This is a genomic window from Corynebacterium sp. CCUG 51687, from assembly GCF_024453995.1.
In the GTDB taxonomy this organism is placed as follows: domain Bacteria; phylum Actinomycetota; class Actinomycetes; order Mycobacteriales; family Mycobacteriaceae; genus Corynebacterium; species Corynebacterium pseudogenitalium.
Map to the genome: position 1 here is coordinate 280,563 of NZ_JAGPYT010000001.1, position 25,037 is coordinate 305,599.

26 protein-coding genes are annotated in these 25,037 nt (G+C 56.1%); 24 read left to right on the forward strand and 2 right to left on the reverse strand.

Going from position 1 to position 25,037, the window contains the following annotated elements:
* Positions 1-4: 4 nt before the first annotated feature.
* From aroQ to nusB, 4 genes are read left to right on the forward strand one after another with little or no spacing between them, the layout of a single operon-like run.
* Positions 5-457 carry a type II 3-dehydroquinate dehydratase gene (gene aroQ, locus KBX13_RS01365; protein ID WP_070976837.1) on the forward strand — a complete coding sequence of 151 codons (453 nt, stop codon included), beginning with the start codon at positions 5-7 and terminating at the stop codon, positions 455-457.
* Positions 448-1,539 (forward strand): aminopeptidase P family protein, encoded by a 1,092-nt coding sequence (locus KBX13_RS01370; protein WP_256000217.1) that lies wholly within the window; start codon positions 448-450, stop codon positions 1,537-1,539. Before aroQ ends, KBX13_RS01370 begins: the two co-directional genes overlap by 10 nt.
* A 53-nt stretch (positions 1,540-1,592) precedes the next feature.
* Positions 1,593-2,156, forward strand: a complete 564-nt coding sequence (gene efp / locus KBX13_RS01375; protein ID WP_070362395.1) for an elongation factor P — start codon at positions 1,593-1,595, stop codon at positions 2,154-2,156.
* Positions 2,156-2,659: a transcription antitermination factor NusB gene (gene nusB / locus KBX13_RS01380; RefSeq protein WP_256020390.1), complete on the forward strand. Its 504-nt coding sequence runs from the start codon at positions 2,156-2,158 to the stop codon at positions 2,657-2,659. Before efp ends, nusB begins: the two co-directional genes overlap by 1 nt.
* Before the next feature lie 58 nt (positions 2,660-2,717).
* Here the strand turns inward: nusB and KBX13_RS01385 are convergent, their stop codons facing one another.
* Positions 2,718-3,167 carry a YbjN domain-containing protein gene (locus KBX13_RS01385; RefSeq protein ID WP_070362397.1) on the reverse strand — a complete coding sequence of 150 codons (450 nt, stop codon included), beginning with the start codon at positions 3,165-3,167 and terminating at the stop codon, positions 2,718-2,720.
* Positions 3,157-3,627, reverse strand: coding sequence for a hypothetical protein (locus KBX13_RS01390; RefSeq protein WP_070362398.1), 471 nt, complete (start codon positions 3,625-3,627; stop codon positions 3,157-3,159). Before KBX13_RS01390 ends, KBX13_RS01385 begins: the two co-directional genes overlap by 11 nt.
* A gap of 229 nt (positions 3,628-3,856) precedes the next feature.
* Here KBX13_RS01390 and pyrR point away from each other — a divergent pair, with 229 nt between their 5' ends.
* The 20 genes from pyrR to ribH all read left to right on the forward strand — a co-directional run bounded on the left by pyrR (position 3,857) and on the right by ribH (position 25,029).
* Positions 3,857-4,426, forward strand: coding sequence for a bifunctional pyr operon transcriptional regulator/uracil phosphoribosyltransferase PyrR (gene pyrR / locus KBX13_RS01395; protein WP_070362399.1), 570 nt, complete (start codon positions 3,857-3,859; stop codon positions 4,424-4,426).
* Complete coding sequence (locus KBX13_RS01400; protein ID WP_071572590.1) at positions 4,423-5,343, forward strand: aspartate carbamoyltransferase catalytic subunit; 921 nt, start codon at positions 4,423-4,425, stop codon at positions 5,341-5,343. Before pyrR ends, KBX13_RS01400 begins: the two co-directional genes overlap by 4 nt.
* Before the next feature lie 2 nt (positions 5,344-5,345).
* Positions 5,346-6,626, forward strand: coding sequence for a dihydroorotase (locus KBX13_RS01405; protein WP_070362401.1), 1,281 nt, complete (start codon positions 5,346-5,348; stop codon positions 6,624-6,626).
* 14 nt (positions 6,627-6,640) lie between these two features.
* A complete protein-coding gene (gene carA, locus KBX13_RS01410; protein WP_071572591.1) occupies positions 6,641-7,786 on the forward strand; it encodes a glutamine-hydrolyzing carbamoyl-phosphate synthase small subunit in 1,146 nt (381 codons plus the stop codon).
* Positions 7,787-7,810: 24 nt separating this feature from the next.
* Entirely contained in the window at positions 7,811-11,161 is a 3,351-nt protein-coding gene (gene carB, locus KBX13_RS01415) for a carbamoyl-phosphate synthase large subunit (RefSeq protein WP_070362403.1), read from the forward strand.
* A 2-nt stretch (positions 11,162-11,163) separates the two neighbouring features.
* A complete protein-coding gene (gene pyrF / locus KBX13_RS01420; protein ID WP_256005037.1) occupies positions 11,164-11,964 on the forward strand; it encodes an orotidine-5'-phosphate decarboxylase in 801 nt (266 codons plus the stop codon).
* Between the two features lie 217 nt (positions 11,965-12,181).
* Entirely contained in the window at positions 12,182-12,505 is a 324-nt protein-coding gene (mihF, locus tag KBX13_RS01425; protein WP_070363511.1) for an integration host factor, actinobacterial type, read from the forward strand.
* A gap of 4 nt (positions 12,506-12,509) precedes the next feature.
* A complete protein-coding gene (gene gmk, locus KBX13_RS01430; protein WP_070362405.1) occupies positions 12,510-13,103 on the forward strand; it encodes a guanylate kinase in 594 nt (197 codons plus the stop codon).
* 36 nt (positions 13,104-13,139) lie between these two features.
* Positions 13,140-13,442, forward strand: coding sequence for a DNA-directed RNA polymerase subunit omega (rpoZ, locus tag KBX13_RS01435; RefSeq protein WP_240492815.1), 303 nt, complete (start codon positions 13,140-13,142; stop codon positions 13,440-13,442).
* Between the two features lie 85 nt (positions 13,443-13,527).
* Positions 13,528-14,745 carry a bifunctional phosphopantothenoylcysteine decarboxylase/phosphopantothenate--cysteine ligase CoaBC gene (coaBC, locus tag KBX13_RS01440; RefSeq protein ID WP_256020392.1) on the forward strand — a complete coding sequence of 406 codons (1,218 nt, stop codon included), beginning with the start codon at positions 13,528-13,530 and terminating at the stop codon, positions 14,743-14,745.
* A 122-nt stretch (positions 14,746-14,867) separates the two neighbouring features.
* Positions 14,868-16,094, forward strand: coding sequence for a methionine adenosyltransferase (gene metK, locus KBX13_RS01445; protein ID WP_070477058.1), 1,227 nt, complete (start codon positions 14,868-14,870; stop codon positions 16,092-16,094).
* 11 nt (positions 16,095-16,105) lie between these two features.
* Positions 16,106-18,115 carry a primosomal protein N' gene (locus KBX13_RS01450; RefSeq protein WP_256020393.1) on the forward strand — a complete coding sequence of 670 codons (2,010 nt, stop codon included), beginning with the start codon at positions 16,106-16,108 and terminating at the stop codon, positions 18,113-18,115.
* Positions 18,116-18,157: 42 nt separating this feature from the next.
* Positions 18,158-18,658: a peptide deformylase gene (gene def / locus KBX13_RS01455; protein ID WP_256000212.1), complete on the forward strand. Its 501-nt coding sequence runs from the start codon at positions 18,158-18,160 to the stop codon at positions 18,656-18,658.
* Positions 18,658-19,590 carry a methionyl-tRNA formyltransferase gene (gene fmt / locus KBX13_RS01460; protein ID WP_070477064.1) on the forward strand — a complete coding sequence of 311 codons (933 nt, stop codon included), beginning with the start codon at positions 18,658-18,660 and terminating at the stop codon, positions 19,588-19,590. The genes def and fmt overlap by 1 nt, the downstream gene beginning before the upstream one ends.
* Positions 19,587-21,041 (forward strand): RsmB/NOP family class I SAM-dependent RNA methyltransferase, encoded by a 1,455-nt coding sequence (locus tag KBX13_RS01465; RefSeq protein ID WP_256020395.1) that lies wholly within the window; start codon positions 19,587-19,589, stop codon positions 21,039-21,041. Before fmt ends, KBX13_RS01465 begins: the two co-directional genes overlap by 4 nt.
* A 4-nt stretch (positions 21,042-21,045) precedes the next feature.
* Positions 21,046-21,711, forward strand: a complete 666-nt coding sequence (gene rpe / locus KBX13_RS01470; protein ID WP_070362413.1) for a ribulose-phosphate 3-epimerase — start codon at positions 21,046-21,048, stop codon at positions 21,709-21,711.
* Positions 21,711-22,673 carry a bifunctional diaminohydroxyphosphoribosylaminopyrimidine deaminase/5-amino-6-(5-phosphoribosylamino)uracil reductase RibD gene (ribD, locus tag KBX13_RS01475; RefSeq protein ID WP_370687308.1) on the forward strand — a complete coding sequence of 321 codons (963 nt, stop codon included), beginning with the start codon at positions 21,711-21,713 and terminating at the stop codon, positions 22,671-22,673. Before rpe ends, ribD begins: the two co-directional genes overlap by 1 nt.
* Positions 22,673-23,260 carry a riboflavin synthase gene (locus KBX13_RS01480; RefSeq protein ID WP_256008152.1) on the forward strand — a complete coding sequence of 196 codons (588 nt, stop codon included), beginning with the start codon at positions 22,673-22,675 and terminating at the stop codon, positions 23,258-23,260. Before ribD ends, KBX13_RS01480 begins: the two co-directional genes overlap by 1 nt.
* A gap of 11 nt (positions 23,261-23,271) precedes the next feature.
* The gene (locus tag KBX13_RS01485; protein WP_070977199.1) at positions 23,272-24,540 is read left to right on the forward strand and encodes a bifunctional 3,4-dihydroxy-2-butanone-4-phosphate synthase/GTP cyclohydrolase II; all 1,269 of its coding nucleotides are present in this window, start codon (positions 23,272-23,274) and stop codon (positions 24,538-24,540) included.
* On the forward strand, positions 24,541-25,029 hold the full coding sequence (gene ribH / locus KBX13_RS01490; protein ID WP_071572598.1) for a 6,7-dimethyl-8-ribityllumazine synthase: 489 nt from the start codon (positions 24,541-24,543) through the stop codon (positions 25,027-25,029).
* The last annotated feature ends 8 nt before the right edge of the window (positions 25,030-25,037 follow it).

Consider the following 25,037-nt stretch of genomic DNA (forward strand, 5'->3'; position numbering starts at 1 on the left):
CGCGATGATGATCCTTGTTCTCAACGGACCAAACTTGGATAGACTCGGCAAGCGGCAGCCCGAAATCTATGGCGCCGAAACCTTGGAGACACTCACACAGCGGCTGCAGAGCAAGGCTACAGCGGCAGGCGTGGATGTTGAGGTTCGTCAGTCCAACCACGAGGGCGACTTGATCGATTGGGTGCACGAGGCGGCTGACAGTAAATGGCCTGTCATCATTAATCCGGGCGGTTTTACGCATACATCAGTGGCGCTGCGCGATGCTGTTGTTGAGTTGGGAGACGGTCCGGGGTTTGTGGAGGTGCACATTTCGAATATTTTCTCGCGTGAGGCCTTCCGACATCATTCGTATTTGTCGCCGTTAGCGCGTGGCGTAATTGCCGGTCTTGGTCTGGAAGGTTACGAGCTTGCAATGCAAGTATTTATCAACGACTTGAAGGAGTCCCAATGGGTTTAGCAGATACTCGATTTGAAAACCGGCGCCGTAAGCTGGCGTCTCTTTTAGCTGGTCACCGGATCGACGACATGTTAGTAACCCATTTGACGCATGTCCGTTACTTGTCTGGATTCTCTGGTTCCAATGGTGCGCTATTGATCTCCAAAGACCGCTCAGCTCGTATCACAACAGACGGGCGATACGCGACGCAGGTCGCAGAAGAAGTTCCTGATATCGAGGCAACTATCACTCGAAAAGTCGCCACCGAACTGCTGAGCGTAGTTGTGGAGGGCCACCGCGTTGGGTACGAAGCAGACTATGTCAGTGCATCGCAGCTTGAGGCTCTGAAGCAGGCTTGTCCTGAAGGGGTGACGTTGGTGCCTGTCGCGCAACAAATCGAGGGAATTCGGTTAGTGAAAGATGAACTGGAGCTTCAACGCTTGGCTGAGGCCGCGGAGCTGGCATCGACAGCGCTTCGCGAACTAGTTGACGCCGGTGAGCTCGCAGCAGGACAGTCAGAGCGCCAAGTCGCTGCCAACTTGGAATACCGGATGCGATTGCTTGGCGCTGATCGCCCGAGCTTTGACACGATTGTCGCGTCGGGTTTGAATTCGGCTAAGCCGCACCATGGTGCCTCTGACCGCGTGATCGAAGACGGTGACTTTGTCACGATTGATTTCGGAATGTACCGTGCAGGGTTCAACTCCGACATGACAAGAACATTTGCGGTGGGGGAACCTTCTGCGTTTCTCCGCGAAATCTACGAGGTTACTCGTGAATCCCAGCAAGCAGGTGTCGAGGCGGCTGTTGCAGGTGCGAAGTTAGTCGACGTAGACAAAGCATGTAGAAGCATCATTGAAGACGCGGGCTACGGCGAATACTTCGTGCACTCGACGGGTCACGGTATCGGGTTGGATGTGCACGAGGGACCATACGCGGCGCTGACTGGCACTGGAGAGCTAGAACCATCGATGACCTTGACCATCGAACCGGGTATTTACGTTCCTGGGAAGGGAGGTGTCCGAATTGAGGACACCCTGATTATCACCAGCGGTGCACCACGTATTATCACCCAGTTCCCCAAGGAACTCATCGTGCTGTAGCATAATTGTGATTGCGAGAGCACATCTATTGTTAGAAAGAAGGAAGGCTTCAAGTGGCAACTACTGCTGATTTTAAAAACGGTTTGGTTCTGTTGGTAGATGGGAAACTCCAGCAGATTGTTGAGTTCCAGCATGTGAAGCCCGGTAAAGGCCCAGCTTTCGTTCGTACTAAGTTGAAGGATGTTGTCTCCGGCAAAACCGTGGACAAGACCTGGAACGCTGGCGTTAAGGTTGACACGGCAACGGTTGACCGCCGTGACATGACCTACCTGTACAACGACGGAACCAACTACGTGGTCATGGACGACAAGACCTTTGAGCAGTTCGAGCTTCCAGAAGAGAAGTTCGGTGATGCCGCAAAGTTCCTGCTGGAAAACATGCATGTCCAGGTCTCGTTCTACGAGGGCGACGCACTGTTTGCAGAACTACCGATCTCGGTCGATCTCAAGGTCGAGCACACCGAGCCGGGTCTGCAGGGCGATCGCTCCACCGGTGGCACCAAGCCTGCAACCCTGGAGACCGGCGCCGAAATTCAGGTCCCACTGTTTCTTGAGACCGGTAATGTAGTGAAGGTTGATACGCGTACTGGTGAATACCTTTCGCGTGTGAACAACTAATGGAGAATTTCAAACGCCATGGCGCACGATACCGTGCGCGTCGTAGAGCCGTCGATATCCTCTTTGAAGCCGAAGCTAGAGACATCGACCCGGTTGCTATTGTCGAAGACCGAGAGACGCTGTCTCAGAACCCGCTGAATCAAATTGCCCCGGTGGCTCCGTATACCCGGACCATCGTGGAGGGCGTGGCCCTTCAGCTCGATGATATTGACGACGCAATCGAGAAGTTTCTCAGCAGCGATTGGGAGTTGGATCGAATCCCCGCAGTGGATCGGCAGATCTTGCGCGTAGGTATCTGGGAGATCCTGTTCAACGCAGAGGTTGATGTCCCAATCACGATCTCGAATGCGGCTGAATTAGCTACGCAGTACTCAGGCGCGAAAGCGGCGCCGTATATCCACGCGGTGCTCGACGGAGTAATTCAATCGCAATCTGAAAATGCTCCAATGTCTCAGACTCACGCAGAAGAACCTGCTGACGGTCAGGAGGGCGAGGAAGCTTAACGAGTTTTCCGCTGTAAAAAAGTGGGAGGCAACGAATCAACGCGTTGCCTCCCACTTTTTAGTTTCCGCGTTGAGCGGCTTCAGCGATCGTTTCTGATAGCACTTTCATCATATTTTGTGCATAGAGCACCTGGTCGACACTACGGCGGAGAGCACTCGAAAGTTGTTCATCGGTCATGCCCGCGGCAACGTGTATCTCGCTTTCAGAACGGACAACTAGTGTCTCCCCTCTGTTTGCCACAACCGCGCGGCAACCGAGCAGCGAAGAGTTCGTCTGGTTCGCGGCGAGATAGAGTGAGGGATCTGTGGAGTCGGAAGGAACGTCTGTTTCGGCATCGGCGCGGACGATCAACACGGTGTCCAGGAGTACAAACAAGACATGGAAATCATTCAGGTTTGCATGCGCGACGCGCCCTGTCGGATCATCGGACAGTTCGATGCCGTGACCCCGCATTTGTTCAATGATGCGTTCGATCGTTACCTGGGGTGTAGAAGTACTAGTGCTCAACGTGGGGGTCCTTCCAGTTCACTAACGTGGGAAATGACGTTTCCAGAAAATCAAAAGCCTGCAGTGTTGATTCGATCGATGTGACGATAAATGCGCCCAATTGATCTGGTGTTAACCCGTTTGTGACGTCTGTCGTACGGATTGCGCTCACCGCCAGCGATGGTGCATCGCTTCCTGTTTCGTTTTCGAAGAAACGCAAGGTTGGCGCAAAATGGGTTTGGTTATGTTCGTTCATTGCCAAGAGCAAGTGTGAAGCCATTTCTTGTGGCACAGCACCGCGCCAAATGGATTCGAAAATCAGATAACTATCATCCAAAGCGCACACAGTCGCGCAGTTGACGAATCCGCTTCGCAAAATATTTTCTTCAATGCGGTACTCAAGGTCCTCATTTTCAAAAATGGCTGCAACATCTGCAAGCGAAACCGGACTGGGCTGGTCAGGGATTTGTTGCGTCGTCATTGTTCCAACCCTACCAATCATTCGTCGGCCAACTACCTATGCGGAATCCTGAGAAAACTTGGCGGGTACACCTGTATAGGGGAAGCGAGCAATCTAGTGAAGAGAATTATTGACCGATATAGCGAGACGCCTTTGTGAAGGTGCTAAGATTCTGACCAGTCTCAGCATAGACAAATACCAATTTCGACATCCTTTAAATTCCGCACAGCGAGGCGGGGAAGGAGGTTCGATGAGTGACAAGCAACGCGTGACGTCTGCGCTATTAAATGAGCGTGACGTTGAGCGAACAATTGCACGCATCGCGCACCAGATCATTGAAAAGAATGCGCTTGATTCGGAGTCTTCAGACACTCCAGTCCTATTGGGTATTCCTTCGGGGGGAGTGCCACTAGCAGAGCGGATCGCGGATGCGATTCAGTCGTTTACCGGGATCACCGTCCCCGTAGGCAGCCTGGATATTACGCTGTACCGAGACGATCTCCGAGACAAGCCTCATAGGGCGCTAATGCCGACGAACATTCCGGTTGAGATCAATAACGCAACGATAATCCTCGTAGATGATGTTTTGTTTTCCGGTCGGACCATCCGCGCGGCACTCGATTCGTTGCGGGATCTTGGGCGACCACGCACTATTCAGCTTGCAGTCCTAGTTGATCGTGGACACCGCCAACTACCAATTCGCGCCGACTACGTTGGCAAGAACATTCCAACCGCCATTGCTGAAGATGTCACGGTGTCTCTGACCCCAATTGATGACATCGATGCGGTGACGCTGACCAAGGAGGTCACCACCGAATGAAGCACCTGATTTCGATCGACGATCTCAGCGTTAACGACATTCACCTCATCATGGATGAGGCAGATCGGTTCCGAGAAACCCTCGAGGGTCGCGAGATTAAAAAGCTACCAACGCTGCGTGGACGTACGATCTTCACGCTGTTTTACGAGAATTCAACGCGCACGCGCTCCTCATTCGAGACTGCAGGTAAGTGGATGAGCGCTGACGTCATCAATATTTCTGCGTCCTCTTCTTCCGTGAAGAAGGGCGAGTCGCTGAAGGATACGGCCTCGACGATCGCTGCAGTCGGCGCTGACGCCATTGTCGTTCGCCACCCATCGTCTGGAGCAGCGAAACTCATTGCTGACTGGGTTCCTAATGTATCTGTCGTCAATGCGGGCGATGGCCAGAACCAGCACCCGACGCAGGCGCTCCTTGATGCGGTAACGATGCGTCAGAAGATTGGTGAAATCGCCGGCAAGAAAATCATCATTGTCGGCGATATTTTGCATTCAAGGGTCGCACGCTCCAACGTGCAACTGCTGTCGAAGCTTGGCGCGGATGTCGTACTCGTTGCACCACCAACCCTGTTGCCAGTTGGGGCGGAGGACTGGCCATGCCGTATCAGTTACGACTTTGATGCCGAGATTCCAGACGCGGACGTTGTAATGATGCTGCGCGTTCAGGCAGAGCGTATGCATGGCGGGTTTTTCCCATCGCACCGCGAGTACGCCACGCTGTTCGGACTCAGCAAACAGCGAGCACAGCAAATGAAACCTGGCGCCATCATCATGCACCCGGGCCCAATGCTGCGCGGTATGGAAATCAACTTTGATGTTGCAGACCGCGAAAATACTGCTGTACTGCAGCAGGTCTCAAATGGTGTTTATACGCGAATGGCTGTGCTGTTCGCTTTGTTGGCTGGAGAGGATAGCTAGAAATGTCAGTAATTGCATTGACAAACGTTCGGCCATACGGCGAATCCACCGTAAACGTCCTGATCAAAGATGGGCAGATTGCTTCGGTAGGGGAAGACGTCGATACCTCGAAGGCTGACGAAGTACTAGATGGTCAGGGTTGGGTGCTGCTGCCTGGCCTGGTGGACATGCACGTCCACCTCCGTGAGCCGGGCAGGGAAGATACGGAAACCATCGCCACAGGTTCCGACGCAGCTGCGAAGGGCGGTTTTACAGCCGTGTTTACGATGGCTAATACGCGGCCGGTGATTGACCAGCCATTCCTTGCTGAAGCGGTGTGGAACAAGGGGCAAAGCTACGGTAAGTGTGACGTGTACCCGGTTGGATCTATCACGCAAGGGCTTGAGGGCAAGCAGCTCACCGAGATGGGATTGATGTCGAAGTCCCATGTTCGTATGTTCTCGGACGACGGAAAATGCGTAAACGATCCACAAATCATGCGGCGCGCAATTGAATATGCGAAAGCATATGATGTGCTGCTCGCACAACACGCCGAGGATCACCGTCTGACTGAAGACGCCAGCGCTCACGAAGGGCCAATGGCTGCGAAGCTGGGCCTTCGTGGATGGCCGCGCGTAGCTGAAGAATCGATTGTCGCCAGGGATATGATCATGTCGCGCGATTACGGCGGACGTCTCCACGTCTGCCACGCTTCGACGGAAGGAACTGTTCAGCTCTTGCGCCTGGCGAAGCAGCATTCCTCAAAGATTACGGCGGAGGTTACACCGCACCATCTGCTGTTGACAGATGAGAAGCTGGAAACGTTTAACGGAAACTTCCGGGTAAACCCGCCGCTGCGTGAGCACAGAGACACAATTGCGCTTCGTGACGCTTTGCTGAACGGGATTATTGACGTAGTTGCGACGGACCATGCCCCGCACGGTTCGGAAGAAAAGTGTGTGGAGTTTGAACACGCGAAGCCAGGCATGCTGGGGCTCGAGACATCGCTGGCAATCATCGCGCGTGTCTTCGTTGAAGCGGGGTTGGCGGACTGGCGGTTCGTCGCAAAGGTAATGAGTGAGAGACCAGCTGAGATTTTGAGGCTGGAGGACCAGGGGAGACCGATTACTGCTGGCGAACCAGCAAACCTCACCTTGGTCGACCCGAATTCGCCGTGGACGGTAGAGCCGGAAGAGTTGGCGTCGAAGGCCTCGAACACACCATACGAGGGAATGCAGTTTAATGCGCAGGTCAAAATGACGATGCTGCGTGGAGCTATTACGTACCAAGCTGATAACGAGTAAAGGAACTAAACAATATGGTTAATGAACGTATCCCAGCGCTTCTCGTGCTTGGCGACGGAAAGGTTTTTCGAGGCTTCTCATTTGGGGCGAAGAAGCAGGTCTTCGGAGAGGCAGTGTTTAGCACCGCGATGACGGGCTACCAGGAAACGATGACTGACCCGTCCTACCACAAGCAGATCGTGACCCTTACGGCCCCACAGATCGGCAACACCGGTTGGAACGACGAAGACAATGAGTCCCACGACAACAAGATCTGGGCTGCTGGCCTTGTGATCCGCGATCTTTCCACCGTGCACTCGAGCTGGCGCGCAAAGCGCAGCCTTGCAGAACAGATGGAAAACGAAGGTATCCCGGGCGTCTACGGGGTGGACACTCGTACTCTGGTGCGTCATCTCCGCAATCACGGCTCTATTGCGGCAGGAATTTTCGTCGGTGAAGACACCGAGCGTCCAGTCGATGAGCTAGTGAAGCTGGTGAACGAGCAGCCTGCGATGGCTGGGGCAGACCTCAGCGAAGAGGTCTCGACGAAGCAGCCGTACACTATCCCCGCTGAAGGCGAGAAGCGTTACACCGTCGTCGCCTACGACATGGGTATTAAGACTGCTACGCCTATGCAGTTTGCACAACGGGGCATTGAGACCGTCGTGGTGCCGGCAAATACTCAGCTAAAGGATATTGAACAGTACCGACCGGATGGTGTGTTCGTCTCGAACGGTCCAGGAGACCCATCCACCGCAGACGAAATGGTGGCGATTGTTCGCGATATTATCGCTGCTGAGATTCCGTTCTTCGGGATCTGCTTCGGTAACCAAATCTTAGGTCGTGCGCTTGGCCTCGAGACATACAAGCTGCGCTACGGCCACCGGGGAGTCAACGTTCCGGTGAAGAACCTGCGCACGGGAAAGATTGATATCACGAGCCAAAATCACGGTTTTGCCCTCCGCGGCAAGGAAGGCGACACATTCGAGACAGATTTCGGCCCGGCGTCCATCACACATGTCTGCCTGAACGATGGCACCGTCGAAGGCGTGGCATTGGACAACAACATGGCGTACTCCGTGCAGTATCACCCCGAATCAGCCGCCGGACCGCACGATGCGAACCCGCTGTTTGACCAGTTCATCTCGTTGATGGACTCGAAGAGCCCGAACAACCAGTAACCAGCATTAGAGGAGATTCACACAATGAAGCGCGAAGATATCAACCATGTGATGGTTATTGGCTCCGGGCCAATCGTTATTGGCCAGGCGTGCGAGTTTGACTACTCGGGGACGCAGGCGTGCCGCGTCCTGAAGGAAGAAGGTCTACGAGTCACGCTCATTAACTCGAACCCGGCAACGATCATGACGGACCCGGAGTTTGCGGATCACACCTATGTTGAGCCGATTGACCCAAGCTACATCGACATGATCTTGGCCCGTGAAGCAGAGCAGGGGCATCCAGTCGATGCGATTCTGCCAACGCTCGGCGGTCAAACTGCCTTGAACGCAGCGATCCAACTTGAGCGCCAGGGTATCCTGGCAAAGCATAACGTGGAGCTTATTGGCGCAAACATCGATGCAATTGAGCGCGGTGAGGATCGGCAGAAGTTCAAGGACATCGTCGAGAAGATCGGCGGTGAATCTGCCCGCTCACGCGTGTGCTACTCGATGGGTGAAGTCCACGAGACTGTCCAGGAGCTTGGGCTTCCGGTCGTTGTCCGTCCTTCCTTCACCATGGGCGGTCTTGGCTCTGGTCTCGCGTTCACCATGGAGGACCTTGACCGCATCGCAGGTGGAGGACTTGACGCCTCCCCGGAGGCAAATGTGCTGATCGAGGAGTCTATTCTCGGCTGGAAAGAGTTCGAGCTTGAGCTTGTCCGCGACCGCAATGACAACGTCATAGTGGTCGCCTCAATCGAGAACGTTGATGCGCTTGGTGTCCACACAGGTGACTCTGTCACCGTCGCGCCGGCTATGACGCTGACGGATAGGGAGTTTCAGACCATGCGTGATCAGGGTATCGCCATTATCCGCGAAGTGGGCGTCGATACGGGTGGCTGCAATATTCAGTTCGCGGTGAACCCAACTGACGGGCGCATCATCACAATTGAGATGAACCCACGTGTCTCTCGCTCTTCGGCTCTTGCGTCGAAGGCGACGGGCTTCCCGATTGCAAAGATCGCCTCCAAGCTGGCTATTGGCTACACGCTGGATGAGATTCAAAACGACATCACCGGGGTGACCCCAGCCGCGTTTGAGCCGACGCTCGACTACGTCATCGTCAAGATGCCTCGCTTTACGTTCGAGAAGTTCCCTGGATCAGACGAGACGTTGGGCACCTCGATGAAGGCTGTTGGCGAAGCAATGGGCATTGGGCGCAACTACATCCAAGGCTTGAATAAGGTCATGCGGTCAATGGAAGAGAAGCCGAACGGTTTCTGGACGAAGCCGGATAGCTACTTTGCTGAAGGCCGTGAGAATGATGTGGATGCTGTCCTCCAGGATCTGCGCGTCCCGACCGATAAGCGCATGTACGATGTTGAACTCGCGCTGCGCTTGGGCGCGAGCATCGAGCAGGTCTACGAAGCCAGTGGGATTGACCCGTGGTTCCTCGCTGAGTTGGCAGCGCTCGTTGAGTTCCGCCAGGCGCTTATCGACGCCCCCGTTCTCGACGCTGAGCTGCTCCGTGAAGCGAAGGTTTTCGGGCTCTCTGATGCACAGATTGCTGCCCTTCGCCCTGAGTTAGCCGGTGAAGATGGCGTACGTTCGCTCCGGTGGTCTCTTGGTGTCCACCCTGTATACAAGACCGTTGATACTTGCGCGGGTGAGTTCGAAGCACAGACGCCGTATCATTACTCCGCTTACGAATGGGATCCTGAGGCAGAGTCTGAGGTTGCCTCCTCCGATAAGGAGAAGGTGCTGATCCTGGGCTCCGGCCCGAACCGCATCGGTCAAGGCATAGAGTTTGACTACTCGTGCGTCCACGCCGCGCTGGAGCTCTCGCGGGTTGGCTACGAGACAGTGATGATCAACTGCAACCCGGAGACCGTTTCCACTGACTACGACACGGCTGACAGGCTCTACTTCGAGCCTCTGACATTCGAAGATGTCATGGAGATCTATCGCGCTGAGTCTCTGTCTGGCACGGTTGCAGGCGTTATCGTGCAGTTGGGTGGTCAGACGCCACTCGGGCTCGCGCAGCGACTCGCCGACGCCGGGGTACCGGTAGTCGGAACTACCCCCGAGGCCATCGATTCCGCGGAAGACCGCGGCGAGTTTGGCAAAGTGCTCGACGCTGCCAAACTGCCTGCGCCAGCGTACGGTACCGCCGTTTCTTTCGAAGAGGCACGTCGTGTAGCAAATGAGATTGGATACCCCGTCCTTGTTCGTCCTTCCTACGTGCTGGGCGGTCGAGGCATGGAGATTGTCTACGACGAGCAAAGCCTTGAAGACTACATCAATCGCGCAACCGAACTCTCGCCGGATCACCCAGTGCTTGTTGACCGCTTCCTGGATTCCGCGATTGAGATCGACGTCGACGTGCTGTCGGATGGTAAGGACGTCTACCTCGGTGGCGTCATGGAACACATCGAGGAAGCCGGCATCCACTCCGGCGATTCGGCCTGTGCACTACCCCCGATGACCATTGGGCCAGAGGATATTGAAAAGGTGCGTCGTTCTGCAGAGGCGTTGGCGCACGGTATCGGTGTTACTGGTCTGATGAACGTACAGTTCGCGTTGAAAGACGACATTCTCTACGTCATTGAAGCCAACCCGCGTGCGTCGCGAACCGTTCCTTTCGTGTCGAAGGCGACCGGCGTACACCTAGCCAAGGCGGCTGCTCGTGTGATGATGGGTGCGACCATCGCAGAGCTGAAGGCCGAAGAGATGATCCCGAGTGACTACGACGGTGGCTCGCTGCCACTTGATCACCCAATCGCAGTGAAAGAGGCCGTGTTGCCGTTCAACCGCTTCCGTCGGCCGGACGGTGCGATGCTCGACACCATCCTTGGTCCAGAGATGAAGTCGACTGGCGAAGTGATGGGCTTAGCGCCGTCGTTCGGAGTTGCCTACGCGAAGGCTGAGGCGGCAGCCTTTGGCGCACTTCCGACGGAAGGCACAGTATTCGTTTCTGTCGCTAACCGTGACAAGAGAACCCTGATTTTCCCAATTCAGCGCCTTTCCACAATGGGATTCAAGATTCTGGCTACAGGCGGCACAGCCCAAATGCTGCGAAGGAATGGGATCCCTTGCGAGATCGTATTGAAGGCCTCAGACGTCCGAAACGGGGCGGAAGGCAAATCGATCGTCGACTGCATTAACGATGGTGAGATTGACCTGATTCTGAACACGCCCGCAGGATCTTCAGGTGCACGCCACGACGGATACGATATCCGCGCCGCAGCCGTTGCACACGGCGTACCACTCATGACGACAGTTCAGGGCGTTACCGCCGCGGTCCAAGGTATCGAAGCGCTTCGTGACAATGAAATCGCTGTCATGAGCCTTCAGGAACTTGAGTCCGAAACTCGGACTGAGAACGGAGATAAGTAGCCGTGTCCTTTGCGCTCGACTTGCACAGTGCTGCCCGTGAACACGGGCAGCTGTGTGTGGGCATCGACCCGCATGCACAGATCCTTGAACAGTGGGGTCTCCCAGATACCGTAGATGGCCTTGCCGCGTTTTCCGATGCCTGTGTTGAGGCGTTTGCTGGCCATGCAGCTGTGGTCAAGCCACAGGTCGCGTTCTATGAACGATTTGGATCCGCAGGCTTCCGCGTCCTAGAGCGACTCATTCAACGCTTCCGGGAGTCACGAACGCTTGTGATAGCAGATGCGAAGCGAGGGGATATCGGTTCGACAATGCAAGGGTATGCCGACGCTTGGCTTCGACCGGGATCGCCCCTAGAAGTGGATGCCCTCACGCTGACTCCGTTTCTTGGCGTTGGTTCCCTTGCCCCTGCAATCAACACTGCCTTCGAGTATGGGAAAGGAGTATTTGTTATGGCTGCTAACTCGAACCCGGAGGCGCTGGAGTTCCAATCTCAACAGATAGACGGTGTAACAATTGCGCAGCAGATGGTTGATGCCTGTGAGGCGCTGAATAGCACGCACCGTTCAGATGTGGGGATTGTGGTGGGGGCGACGCTCTCATACGCGCTTGATCTTTCGAGGTTTACTGGGCCAGTCCTTATGCCAGGCGTTGGCGCACAAGGGGCTAGCTTTAACGACGTTCGTGAGATCGCGGGGAAGAGAATTGGGCAGTTTTATCCCAATATGTCACGTGGGATTCTTACTGCTGGTCCGGACCCAGATGAACTGCGAAAACGTGCCGTTGACCAGGCGAATTGGCAATAGAGATAGCTCGTATTTACCAGATTGCATAATTGCTGGTAGTTTAGTTGCGTCGATGCGTTGACGTGGCTAAACGCCATGCAATACATCATGAAGAAAACTTCCTAGTGCTACACTGGCTCGGAGCCGCTTGCTTAGTCCGGTACTATCGGGGCTGGTAAATCGCGGTCCGGTGCCAAAGCACTGGAGCAATAGAACTACTATCTACATGGAGGAAACCGTGGCACTTCCACAGTTGACCGATGAGCAGCGCAAGGCAGCACTTGAGAAGGCAGCAGAAGCGCGTAAGCAGCGTGCAGAGCTGAAGGCTTCGTTGAAGCGCGGCGACACGAACCTCGCTGAGGTTTTGGAGAAGGCAGCTACCGATGAAATCATCGGTAAGACCAAGGTCTCTGCACTCCTGGAGGCTCTGCCAAAGGTTGGCAAGGTGAAGGCTCGCGAGATCATGGAAGAGCTTGAGATTGCACAGACGCGTCGTCTGCGCGGTCTGGGTGACCGTCAGCGCCGTGCCCTGCTTGAGCGCTTTGGTTTCTCCGAGGACTAATCCAGTGTCGACTCCCACTTCACGCGGTAATCTCGTAGTTCTGGCCGGCCCGTCAGCGGTAGGGAAGTCAACCGTTGTGCAGCGCTTGCGCACAGAAGTTCCTGAACTGTACTTCTCTGTCTCAATGACAACGCGCGCACCTCGGCCGGGCGAACAGGACGGCAAGGATTACTTCTTTGTAACGCCCGATGAGTTCCAACAGAAGATTGATTCGGGCGAGATGCTTGAGTGGGCAGATATCCATGGAGGGCTCCAGCGCTCCGGTACTCCAGCTTCTCCAGTGCGCGAGGCGTTGGAGGCTGGTCGGCCAGTCCTCGTCGAAGTCGACTTGGTTGGAGCTCGAAACATCAAAGGCTTGATGCCAGAGGCAGCCACCGTGTTCTTGGCCCCGCCGTCGTGGGAGATTCTTGTAGAGCGACTCACTGGCAGGGGCACGGAGACGCAAGAGGTGATCGAGCGTCGTCTGGAAACTGCCCGCAACGAGATTGCGGCACAGGACGAATTCGACAACGTCGTGGTCAATGACAACATCGATGACGCTGTCGCTGCTATAGTGGACCTTCTTGTGGGGTCTGACGGCCGAGACACTGACAATTAATTGAAGTACAACGAGAAGTAGGTTGAATTGAGCACGATCAACAGCGATCTGTTGCAAGATGGCTCTGCGGGCGACGCGGAAGAAAAAGCATACGACACTCCTGATGGTATTACCGCACCCCCGATTGATGAGCTACTGACGAAGGTTTCGTCGAAGTACGCCTTGGTAATCTTTGCGGCCAAGCGCGCCCGCCAAATCAACAGCTACTACCAGAACTCAGACGAGGGCGTCTTTGAGTTCATCGGGCCATTGGTGACGCCAGAGCCGGGTGAGAAGCCGCTTTCGATCGCGCTTCGTGAGATCAACTCGAGTTTGCTCGAGCACGAAGAGGGCATGTAAATCCCCGCAACCTCATATCACACTCTTGCCCCGCAGCGGCTCCCTAATGGAAGCGGCTGCGGGGTTTTGCGTACACTCATTTGCTATGAACGAAGTGAGCAAGGTAGTCGTTGGCGTTTCGGGCGGTATCGCAGCGTACAAAGCCTGTCAAATTGTTCGCGGATTTCGCGAGCAAGGGGTTGACGTCCGTGTTATTCCGACAGAAAACGCACTGAAGTTTGTAGGTGCGGCCACTTTTGAGGCGCTGTCTGGCGCTCCAGTAGACACTGATGTTTTTTCGCGCGTTGATGAGGTGCAGCACGTACGAATCGGGCAGGATGCGGACGCCATTGTGGTGGCTCCAGCTACTGCAGACTTTCTGGCGCGCGTGGCTGGTGGGCGCGCTGATGATCTCTTAACTTCCACACTGCTCATGGCAACGTGCCCCGTCGTGCTCGCCCCGGCAATGCATACTGAGATGTGGAACAATCGCGCCACGCAACACAACGTGTCGGTCCTTCGCTCTCGGGGGTACACAGTACTGGAGCCAGCACATGGGCGGCTGACGGGCAAGGACAGTGGGGCGGGTCGGCTTCTCGACCCCTCGCAGATTGTCAAGCTGACAGGGACCGTGGCTGCTACCAGGCCAATTGAGCAAACACTCAAGGGTAAAAGAGTTCTGATCAGTGCCGGAGGCACTCGGGAGCCACTCGATCCTGTCCGATTCTTGGGCAATCATTCCTCCGGCAAGCAAGGTTTTGCTTTGGCAGAGATTGCAGCGCAAAGAGGCGCCCATGTTGATATTGTCGCCGGTGCCATTGACCACTTGAGCATCCCCGCTGGTGCTGAGATACATCGTGTCACTACTGCTCTCCAGATGAATGAGGCGATGCGCAGCCTTGCTCCACAAGCCGACATCATCGTTATGGCTGCTGCTGTAGCTGATATGAGGCCACGGCATGCGGCGCAGAAGAAACTGAAGAAAGATGGCAACAGTCAAGAGCTTTCTCAGGTGGACCTGGTTGCAAACCCCGATATTTTGCAGGGACTTGGTGAGATGAGGAAAGAGGGGCTTACCTCTGCGACGATTGTTGGGTTCGCTGCGGAGACCGATAACGAACTTGAGAACGCCCGGCGCAAGCTGCAGCGCAAGGGAGTGGACGGTCTGATGGTGAATTCGGTGGCGCAGGGAGCTGTCTTCGGGCAGGCACACAATCAGGGGTGGTTCCTTGATAGTTCGGGTCGGGAACAGGCGATTCCGCATGGTACAAAGCTGGAAGTTGCAGTGCACCTGCTGGATAAGGTTGAGTCACTCCACAGGTAGAAACGACGTTTGAATTATTAGACCGAGTGGTCTACTCTAAGGTGCATTGCATCAACGGTTGGCGATGGTACGTCTTCGCTGGCCATTCTCTGTAGGAACGAAAGAGCAAAAGGAAGACCGCTTTGTCTACACGTGATACTGGTACGTACTACCGTTTATTCACCAGTGAATCGGTGACTGAAGGTCACCCCGACAAGATCTGCGACGCAATTTCGGACGCGATTTTGGATGACATGCTCAAGCAGGATCCGTCCTCGCGTGTCGCTGTAGAAACCTTAGTGACGACCGGTCAGGTGCACGTGGTGGGTGAGGTGCAAACCGAGGCTTACTCAAACATCGCCAAGATTGTCCGCGACAAGTTGGTCGGAATCGGGTTTTCCTCGTCGGAGGTGGGCTTTGATGGCCGTACATGTGGAGTGAACATCGCCATCGGTGATCAGTCTGCTGAAATTTCGGACGGCGTTAGTTTTTCTCAGGAGTCGCGCGAGAACGACACCATCGAAGCGCTCAACCAAACAGGTGCTGGTGATCAGGGGCTGATGTTTGGTTACGCTACGAATGAAACCGAAGAGTACATGCCGCTACCAATTGCGCTTGCGCACCGACTTGCGCGACGCTTAACCGAGGTGAGAAAGATGGGCACCGTCGTGGGCTTGCGCCCGGACGGTAAGACTCAGGTGACGTTCGCTTACGACGGTGACACTCCAGTGGCACTGGATACCGTGGTTATTTCCACGCAACACGACCCGGACTTCGTTGGAGAGGAACTCGAGAACGCGCTGCGTACCCATGTGCTCGAGTGGGTAATCGCTGACGCTGGGTTAGAGAAGTTTTACACGGATGACACCAAGCTGCTGATTAATCCCTCGGGTTCGTTTGTGCTTGGGGGGCCGATGGGAGACGCCGGGTTGACTGGGCGAAAGATCATCGTAGACACATATGGTGGCATGGCACGGCATGGCGGTGGTGCGTTTTCCGGCAAGGATCCATCAAAGGTTGACCGCTCTGCTGCGTACGCAACTCGTTGGGTTGCCAAGAATATTTGTGCAGCTGGTTTAGCAGACCGCGTCGAGGTGCAGGTAGCGTACGCGATTGGGCGAGCAACCCCGGTTGGCCTCTACGTTGAGACGTTTGGCACCGCAGCTGAAGGACAGACGAACGAGTCAATTCAGCAGGCTGTGGAGAAGGTCTTTGACCTTCGTCCGGCCGCAATCATCAAAGAACTTGACTTGCTTCGCCCAATTTATGCCCAAACAGCTGCGTACGGTCACTTTGGACGCACGGATGTCGACTTGCCGTGGGAGCGTTTGGACAAGGTAGATGACCTGCGCGCTGCAGCAGGGGTATAAGGCACGGCTGAATGTCGAAGCAGCCCGCAACCTTCCTTCCTGTCGCCAAGGTGCTACCCCAGCTTGGGTTGGCACATCTAGACCGCACCTTTGACTACTACGTAGCTGAGGAGCAGTCAGAAGATGCGCAGCCGGGAACGCGGGTGCGGGTGCGGTTCGCTGGTCGACTTGTTGATGGGTTGATTCTTGGCCGGACGGAGGCCCCTGAGCATGTAGGTAACTTACGGTTCCTCGAGCGCGTGATTTCACCGGAGGTCGTCGCTCCAATCCAGTTACGTCAGCTCGTCGACTCGCTCGCTGAGCGCTATGCCGGCGTCAGGTCTGATATCTATCGCTCAGCGATCCCTCCTCGGCATAAGAAGGCTGAAGAGACAGACACTTCTACACCTTGGGCGGAGCTTGGTGAGGCCACCGAGCCAGATCTTTCGGGATGGAGTACATATCAATACGGTGAATCATTCGTCGATGCTGTGCTCGCCCGAAAGCTAGTGCGAGCAGCGTGGCAGGTTGCACCAGGTGCTCCGTGGGCAGGTCCCGTTGCTGCTTTGGCTGCAAAAGTCGCGCTTGACGGTGGTGGAGCACTCATCGTCGTACCGGATCAGCGAGATGTAGATAGCCTCGAAGCACAGTTGAAGAAGGTGGTCGGGCCTCGGCAGATCAGCACGCTCACTTCTGCACAGGGTCCGCAGGCAAGGTATTCACGATATCTTTCGGCATTGCATGGGCAGGCCCGAATCGTGGTGGGGACTCGCTCTGCCGCGTTCGCGCCGGTACAGGATCTTCGACTGCTTGTGCTCATGGATGACGGCAACGACAATCTTGTTGACCCGCGTGAGCCGTATGTGCATGCTCGCGAGGTCTTGACGACGCGCTCCGCGCTTGAGCACGTCCCTTTAATCATCGGTGGTGTCGCAAGAACTGCAGAAACCCAAATGCTGGTCGAATCGGGTTGGATGCATGGGTTGGAGGCGTCGAAAGGCACGATTCGAGAGCGGATGCCGCGGATCTATGCAGCGGGGGATTCCGACATCGCACTAGAACGTGACCCACGTGCAAGGCAAGCAAGGCTTCCTTCTGCGGCGTTCCAAGCAGCAAAGCGGGCACTTCAGCGTAATCGCCCGGTGTTGTTTCAGGTGCCTCGTGCTGGATACATTCGTGCGCTGGCTTGCGGTGACTGCCGCACCCCGTCTCGGTGTCGTGCGTGCAATGGACCGCTCGAGTTGCCACAAAGTGGGGATGCATCCGCACCAACCTGCCGGTGGTGTGGCCGCATAGATCCCTCTTATCGTTGTGCTGCATGCGGTTCGCGAAAGCTGCGAGCAGTGGTATTGGGCACAGATCGGACGGCAGAGGAGCTTGGTCGAGCATTTCCTCAAGTTCGTGTGCGGAATTCCTCGGGCGAAAAGGTACTCGCTGAGGTTGAGCCTCAGGCACAGCTTGTTGTAGCCACGCCCGGCGCGGAACCCGTAGTGGAAGGCGGGTACGGAGCAGCGGTGCTGATGGATGCGTGGGCGCTGCTGCAACGTCCAGACTTGCGAGCGGCTGAAGAGACTTATTCGAGATGGATAGCGGCTGCAGCGCTGGTTGAGCCCCATGAACGCGGTGGGGAGGTCGTCGTGACCGCTGATCCGGGAATTGCCGTTGTGCAGTTCTTTCTGCGCTGGGATCCGTCCGGCTATGCGGCGCTTGAGCTTGGACATCGACGAGAGGTTTCGTTTCCGCCAGCTGCTTACGTAGCTGTGGTGGACGCACCACGTGTCGCTTTGGAAGATTTTTTCGCACATACGACGCTTCCTTTAGCTGCTGAGTTATTGGGGCCTGTCGACTTACCGAGCGGGGTCTCATTACCTGGCACTTGGGACGAGCAGCAGTTCGGCCCTGCGCAGCGCATGCTGGTGAGGTGCGCAGTGCAAGAACGGAATGAGCTAGGTCGTGCTTTACGGGCTGGAGTGATCAGTAGAGCGACGCGCAAGCAGGATTTACCGCTGCGGGTGCAGGTTGACCCTCTGCATATTGGATAGTGTTGCGCCCGTGGAGCCGAGAGGTGGGTAGACTATCGATCCATGACAGTTCGCAGGCTTCGATTGCTCGGGGATCCTGTGCTCAATGAAGTAGCTCAAGAGGTTACTGAGTTTGGCACTGGGATTCGCACGCTGGTCAATGACATGTTCGACACGATGGATGACGCAGGTGGTGTTGGCTTGGCTGCAAATCAGATTGGCCACAGCCTGAGGGTGTTCGTCTTCGATTGTCAGGGGCTTCGGGGACACATTGTGAACCCGTCGTGGTCGCCGCTTTCTGGGGATAGTCAGCTGGGTACTGAAGGGTGTCTGTCCATTCCCGGTGTTAGGGCCGATGTGGAGCGATATCGCTCCGTAGTCTGCAACGGTGTCGACGCAGAGGGACATCCGTTGTCGATCCTGGGAACAGGACTCCTCGCGCGGTGCATTCAGCACGAGACTGACCACCTTGACGGCGTTGTGTTCTTGGAGCGTCTGTCTGCGGAAGAAAAGAAACAAGCTATGTCACAAGTTCGAACATCAACGTGGTGGAAGGAACGGTAATGCGTATTGTGTTTGCTGGGACGCCAGAACCTGCAGTCGTGGCGCTGGAGGCGTTGCTTCATTCAGAGCATGAAGTAGTTGCGGTGCTCACGCGCCCTGACGCGCCGAAGGGGAGGGGGCGGACGCTTCACCCGTCGCCTGTTAAGAAAGTTGCGCTTGAGCATGGCATTGAAGTACTTGAGCCGAAGACATTGCGTGGTAATGCAGAAATCGTCGAACGTCTACGTGCGATTGCTCCAGATGCGATTCCCGTCGTAGCGTACGGCAACCTTGTTCCGCCTGAGCTGCTCGACTTGCCTCAGCACGGGTGGGTGAACCTCCACTTCTCGCTTTTGCCTGAGCTCCGGGGAGCGGCTCCAGTCCAGGCTGCAATCTTGTCGGGATTGACGACGACCGGTGCCACGACATTCCGCATCGATGAGGGACTCGATACAGGTCCAGTTCTGGCTACGTTTGAGGAAGCGATTTTGCCTACCGATACCGCGGACGATCTCTTGACCAGGCTTGCGTACGAGGGTGCTGACTTGCTTGTTGCCACGATGGATGGTCTCGCCAGTGGCAGCATAGTACCGGAACCCCAGCCCGTGGATGGCACATATGCCCCGAAAATTCAGAGCAAGGATGCTCGGATTCAGTGGGATTGTGACGCCGAAGTAGTTGATCGTACGATCCGCGCATACACGCCAGGACCTGGTGCGTGGACAATGCTCGGTGAGCAGCGTGTCAAAATCGGGCCGGTGTCGATTGGTGACTCGGATACGCTTGGCGCGGGCGAAGTGGCCGTCGAAAAGAATCGGGTGCGAGTTGGGACTGGGACAGTCGATGTGATCTTGCAAGAGATACAACCGCCTGGGAAGAAGCGTATGGCTGCAGATGCGTGGGGGCGCGGGCTCGCAACCGAGACTATTGAGGCAGGGGTGAAGTTTGTATGAGCGGAGGGTTCCGATCCCGGTCTGCGGGGCGTCGTAAGCCTGCCGCGGTAAGCAAGAAGACGGCGAAGGTTGCGCAAAAGCGAACCAACCAGCAAGCGCCAAAGGTTGATATTGGTGACCCTGCTCGTGAGGCAGCGTGGTCGACGCTGATGCGCGTCGACATAGACGGGGCGTTCGCGAACTTGGTCTTGCCAGGAATACTCCGTGAACACAAGGTGCGCGGCAAGGATGCTGCATTTGCCACGGAGCTGACGTATGGAGCACTGCGATCGCTCGGAGTGATTGATGCAGTTCTTCAGGAGTGCTCGAGCCGCGCTATTGCTGATCTCGATGCTGAGGTACGCGCAGCTCTGCGATTAGGCGCTTACCAGTTGCTGTACACCAGAGTCGGGCAGCATGCCGCGGTTGATACTTCGGTGCGCTTGGTTATCGGCGCTGGGAAACAGGGCGCGAAAGGTTTTGTTAATGCGGTGCTGCGAACGATGAGCCGGCAACCCTCGAAGCACTGGATTGACACCTGCAAGCCCAATGAGCCACTGGAGCGCATCGCCTTCGAGCACGCGCACCCTGCTTGGATTGCTCGTTCTTTTGCAACGGCGTTAGGGGTTGAAGCAGATGATCCGGAGCTGGCCGAGGCCCTCGAAGCTGACTCGGAGCGTCCCATCGTGCATCTTGTCGCACGACCCGGCGAGATCTCCGCGGAGGAGTTGGCACTCATCACTGGTGGCGACATTGGCAAGTACTCCCCGTATGCCGTGTATTTGCCTGAGGGGAACCCAGGTGAGCTGCAACCGGTACGCGATGGTTTCGCCGCGGTACAAGACGAAGGCTCTCAGTTGATTGCGCGGGCGCTTGTCCAAGCGACCGTCGCTGACGACCAGGGACGCTGGTTGGACCTCTGCGCAGGCCCGGGTGGCAAGGCTGCATTCATCGGTTCCTTGGCGGCAATTGATGGTGCACGCGTTGATGCAGTCGAGGTTGCGCCTCACCGTGCGGAGCTTGTGCAGAAGGCGACGAAAGGTTTGCCGGTCAGTGTTCGCACAGGGGACGCGACAACCATTGAGCTCGAGTCTGGATACGACCGAGTGCTTGTCGACGCCCCCTGTTCCGGCCTCGGATCGTTGAGGCGTCGGCCTGAAGCACGCTGGACGAAGCACGAGTCAGATATCGCTTCGCTCACCCAGCTACAGCTCAAGCTGCTCAACACAGCCATTACTACGACAAAACCTGGTGGCGTAATCGTGTACTCGACATGTTCGCCAGATATTCGGGAGACCAGAGGCATCGTTGACGCTGTGCTGGCCACAGGCAAAGTCGAGGAGTGCGACGCACAGCAACTTGTTGCGCCAATGGAAAACGTCGGACCACATCGTAGTGTGCAGATGTGGCCACACCGCCACGGAACTGACGCGATGTTCTTCGCAGTTCTTCGCAAGAAAACACTAGGGTAGAGGCATGATTTATATTGCGCCGTCCATCCTCGCCGCGAACTATGCAGCTCTCGGCGAAGATGTTGAGAAAGTTCCGAACGCCGACATGCTCCACGTAGACATCATGGACGGTCATTTTGTGCCGAACCTTTCTTTTGGTCCGGATGTGACCAAAGCAGTCAACGGGGTGACCGACCAGTTTCTCGACATGCACCTCATGATCGAGGAACCTGAGCAGTGGTTCGAGACCTATGCCAACGCTGGTGGTGATCGAATGATTTTCCACGTCGAGGCAACGAATGACCACGTCGCTGCTGCGAAGCAGTGCCGTGAATTAGGCGTGCAGGCGGGATTTGCTATTAAACCGGGCACACCAATCGAGCCATACCTCGACGATCTTGAGCATTTCGAGGAAGTGCTCGTGATGAGTGTGGAGCCCGGTTTTGGCGGACAGAAGTTCATGCCGGAAGTGCTCTCGAAGGTGTTTACCCTGCGTGACCACATTCGCGCTGCTGGCTTGTCCACGGTAATTGGGATCGATGGTGGCATCGCCAACTCCACAATTGCTCAGGCGGCCGAGGCCGGTGTGGACGCCTTCGTGGCTGGATCCGCAGTATTCGGCGCAGATAATCCCGCTGAAGCAGTAGATACGCTGCGTCGGATGGCAAAGGAAGCGGCTGGCGTCGCGTGATCGAAGCAGCTATCGCAGCAGGGGATGCAGTCCGCGGGACTACGAGTCCCAATCCACCAGTTGGATGTGCGTTGTATAGCCCAGACGGAGTTCTAGTCGCTACCGGCGCGACGGCCCCCGTCGGCGGGCCACATGCGGAGGTTCAAGCACTTCGTAAGGCAGGAGCTCGTGCAGAAGGCGCTACAGCCGTTGTCACGTTGGAGCCGTGTAACCACACTGGACGAACTGGCCCGTGCACAGAGGCACTGATTTCTGCGGGTGTTGCCAAGGTTGTGTATCTCACGGCTGACCCGAATCCTCTCGCTACAGGCGGTGCTCAGCGGCTTGAAGCCGCGGGTATCGACGTCCGCTTCGAGCCTTACCGCGTTGAAGCCCTTCAGCCTTGGATTACCTCTATACGCCACAATCGGGTCAGCGTGACCGCGAAGTTTGCGATGACGTTGGATGGGTTCACCGCAGCGATTGACGGCTCCAGCAAGTGGATTACCGGACTTGAGGCGCGCCAGTTCGTGCACCGTGACCGCGCTCAACGCGACGCCATCATCGTTGGGACCGGAACCGCGATCGCTGACAATCCTTCGCTCACCGCGCGTAGACCGGATGGAAGTCTGTATCCGCACCAGCCTCGCCGGGTTGTAATTGGCACGAGAGAAGTGCCCGAAGGAAACTTAAGCGAGCTAGGCTTTTTGCAGTATCCGACCCCTGAGGCAGCATGCGCAGAACTTTGGGAACTTGGCTGCCGTGACGTACTTGTTGAGGGTGGAGCGAATCTCCTCAGCAGCTTCTTTACCCGCGGCGTTGTCGACCGGGTGCAAGCATATATGGCGCCAAAACTGCTAGGCCAAGGTCGCTCGGTGTTGGACGCTGCACTGGCGCGTACGATAGGCGACGCATTTGAATTTAAGATCTGCGACGTGCACCAACTTGGCGAGGACGTATTGATAGAAATGGAGACTGCATAGTGTTTACAGGACTGGTTGAGGAAGTTGGTTCGGTGGCATCAATCGAGCCACTCGACGACGCAGTTCGGATCCGTATCGGCGCAGAAACCGTACTTGCAGGAGTGGAACTTGGAGACTCGATTGCCGTCGACGGGGTGTGTCTCACAGTAGTTGAGGCCACAGAAAATTCTTTTACTGCAGACGTCATGCTTGAAACTTTGCGTCGTTCCCGTATCGGTGAATACAAGGAAGCAACCCTGGTCAATCTTGAGCGCGCACTAGCAGTGGGAGACCGACTTGGTGGTCACATTGTGCAGGGGCACGTCGATGCAGTGGCGACACTTCAACATCGCTCGCCTGGTGAGCACTGGGACGTACTGCGGTTTTCGCTCCCTGAAAAAGTACGAAAGTACGTGGTGGAAAAGGGCTCTATCACGATCAGCGGGATCTCGTTGACCGTCTCTGCAGTAGGAAATGGTTGGTTTGAAGTCTCGCTCATCCCTGCGACCCTACAGGCGACGACCGCAGGTTCATGGAAATCAGGCGATTCGGTCAACATCGAAGTCGATATCATTGCCAAATACGTTGAGAACATGGTGAGGCACTAACATTGGGTTCCATGAATGCTCCTCAGGACTCCGTTGGACGTAATTCGCAGCTAGACACCGTCGAAGATGCAGTAGCAGCTATTGCTCGCGGTGAAGCAGTCGTTGTTGTTGACAACGAGGATAGGGAGAACGAGGGGGATCTTATTTTTGCCGCCGAGTTCGCCACCCCGGAACTCGTAGCGTTTATGGTGCGCTACACCTCCGGATACATTTGCGTCCCGCTCGAGGACGAGCGTGCGGATGAGCTCCAACTGCCGCCCATGGTTGCTCATAATGAGGACGCCCGCGGCACCGCGTACACGGTCACTGTCGATGCAGCGACAGGATCGACAGGTATTTCCGCAACATCGAGAGCTGAGACTATTCGACGCCTCGTCGATACGAAGTATGGGCCGCATGACTTCACTCGTCCGGGCCATATCGTGCCTCTGCGCGCACGCAAGGGAGGGGTGCTCACGCGGGATGGACATACCGAGGCCTCAATCGATCTCGCGCGCTTGGCAGGACTTACTCCGTGCGGTGTGTTGTGTGAAATCGTGTCCGAGGAGGATCCGACGGATATGGCGCGGTTTGATGAACTGCGCAAGTTCAGCGACCGGCACGGTCTCAAGATGATCTCCATCGAGCAGCTTATTGCTTATCGACGCCGCCATGAGATGACAGTCGAGCGCACTGTCGAAACCAAGTTGCCGACCGAGTTCGGTACGTTTGCCGCGTACGGTTATCGCAATCGCATCGATGGTTCCGAGCACATCGCATTGGTAGTCGGGGACGTCGCGAACTGTGACGATGTACTTGTGCGGGTTCACTCCGAGTGCTTGACGGGGGATGCCTTTGCGTCGAAGCGGTGCGACTGTGGTCCGCAGCTCCACGAGTCGATGCGTCGGATTCAAGAAAAGGGTTGTGGTGTGCTCGTGTATGTTCGCGGGCACGAAGGTCGAGGTATCGGTCTCCTCGCCAAGCTCGAGGCCTATCGCCTGCAAGACCAGGGCCTTGACACCGTTGATGCCAACCTTGAGCAGGGGCTGCCCGTCGATGCCCGCGAGTATTCGGTTGCCGGACAGATTTTGAAAGACCTTGGTATTATTTCGTTTACACTGTTATCCAATAATCCGGAAAAGGTGGAAGCGCTCAGCGGCTTCGGTCCGATCGTGAAAGAGCGGGCTCGAATCGAAATTGTGCCTACTCACGAGAACATCCGGTATTTACGAACCAAGCAGTTGCGCATGGGGCATGATCTCCCGTTGGCTGCTTCGTGGACTGAGCAGGAGGACGATTAGATGGCAAGTGTCGGTGCACCTGATGCGCAGACGATAAGTGGCGAGGGCTATACAGTCGCCATTGTTTCGACACTGTGGAACCAGAAAATCGTGGAGCGTCTCCGGGACCGGGCGATCTCGACTGCCCGAGAAATGGGTGCTAAGTATGCGGAATTTACCGTCGCTGGCGCGTTAGAATTGCCGGTTGTGGTGCAGGCCTGTGCTCAGCGTTACGACGCTGTCGTAGCGCTAGGGTGCGTAATTCGAGGTGAGACGGCGCACTTTGAGTATGTTTGTGACTCGGTGACCGCAGGGTTGACCCGCATCGCACTCGACGAATCAACGCCGGTCGGAAACGGAGTACTCACCGTCGAAGAAGAAGACCAGGCCTACGAGCGTGCTGGTGGAGAGGACGCGAAGGAAGACAAGGGCGCGGAAGCCGTGCAGGCAGCAATCGGTGCCCTCATCGAGCTTGAAAAAGTCCGAGCGACCCCGAAGAAAGATTCATAACTGAAAGA

What these genes read in the sequence shown, in the direction of transcription:
- aroQ (WP_070976837.1), top strand. Translation starts at nt 5, where the DNA reads ATGATGATCCTTGTTCTCAACGGACCAAACTTGGATAGACTCGGCAAG.
- KBX13_RS01370 (WP_256000217.1), top strand. Translation starts at nt 448, where the DNA reads ATGGGTTTAGCAGATACTCGATTTGAAAACCGGCGCCGTAAGCTGGCG.
- nusB (WP_256020390.1), top strand. Translation starts at nt 2,156, where the DNA reads ATGGAGAATTTCAAACGCCATGGCGCACGATACCGTGCGCGTCGTAGA.
- KBX13_RS01390 (WP_070362398.1), bottom strand. Translation starts at nt 3,627, where the DNA reads ATGACGACGCAACAAATCCCTGACCAGCCCAGTCCGGTTTCGCTTGCA.
- pyrR (WP_070362399.1), top strand. Translation starts at nt 3,857, where the DNA reads ATGAGTGACAAGCAACGCGTGACGTCTGCGCTATTAAATGAGCGTGAC.
- KBX13_RS01400 (WP_071572590.1), top strand. Translation starts at nt 4,423, where the DNA reads ATGAAGCACCTGATTTCGATCGACGATCTCAGCGTTAACGACATTCAC.
- KBX13_RS01405 (WP_070362401.1), top strand. Translation starts at nt 5,346, where the DNA reads ATGTCAGTAATTGCATTGACAAACGTTCGGCCATACGGCGAATCCACC.
- carA (WP_071572591.1), top strand. Translation starts at nt 6,641, where the DNA reads ATGGTTAATGAACGTATCCCAGCGCTTCTCGTGCTTGGCGACGGAAAG.
- carB (WP_070362403.1), top strand. Translation starts at nt 7,811, where the DNA reads ATGAAGCGCGAAGATATCAACCATGTGATGGTTATTGGCTCCGGGCCA.
- coaBC (WP_256020392.1), top strand. Translation starts at nt 13,528, where the DNA reads ATGAACGAAGTGAGCAAGGTAGTCGTTGGCGTTTCGGGCGGTATCGCA.
- KBX13_RS01450 (WP_256020393.1), top strand. Translation starts at nt 16,106, where the DNA reads ATGTCGAAGCAGCCCGCAACCTTCCTTCCTGTCGCCAAGGTGCTACCC.
- def (WP_256000212.1), top strand. Translation starts at nt 18,158, where the DNA reads ATGACAGTTCGCAGGCTTCGATTGCTCGGGGATCCTGTGCTCAATGAA.
- fmt (WP_070477064.1), top strand. Translation starts at nt 18,658, where the DNA reads ATGCGTATTGTGTTTGCTGGGACGCCAGAACCTGCAGTCGTGGCGCTG.
- KBX13_RS01465 (WP_256020395.1), top strand. Translation starts at nt 19,587, where the DNA reads ATGAGCGGAGGGTTCCGATCCCGGTCTGCGGGGCGTCGTAAGCCTGCC.
- rpe (WP_070362413.1), top strand. Translation starts at nt 21,046, where the DNA reads ATGATTTATATTGCGCCGTCCATCCTCGCCGCGAACTATGCAGCTCTC.
- KBX13_RS01485 (WP_070977199.1), top strand. Translation starts at nt 23,272, where the DNA reads ATGAATGCTCCTCAGGACTCCGTTGGACGTAATTCGCAGCTAGACACC.
- ribH (WP_071572598.1), top strand. Translation starts at nt 24,541, where the DNA reads ATGGCAAGTGTCGGTGCACCTGATGCGCAGACGATAAGTGGCGAGGGC.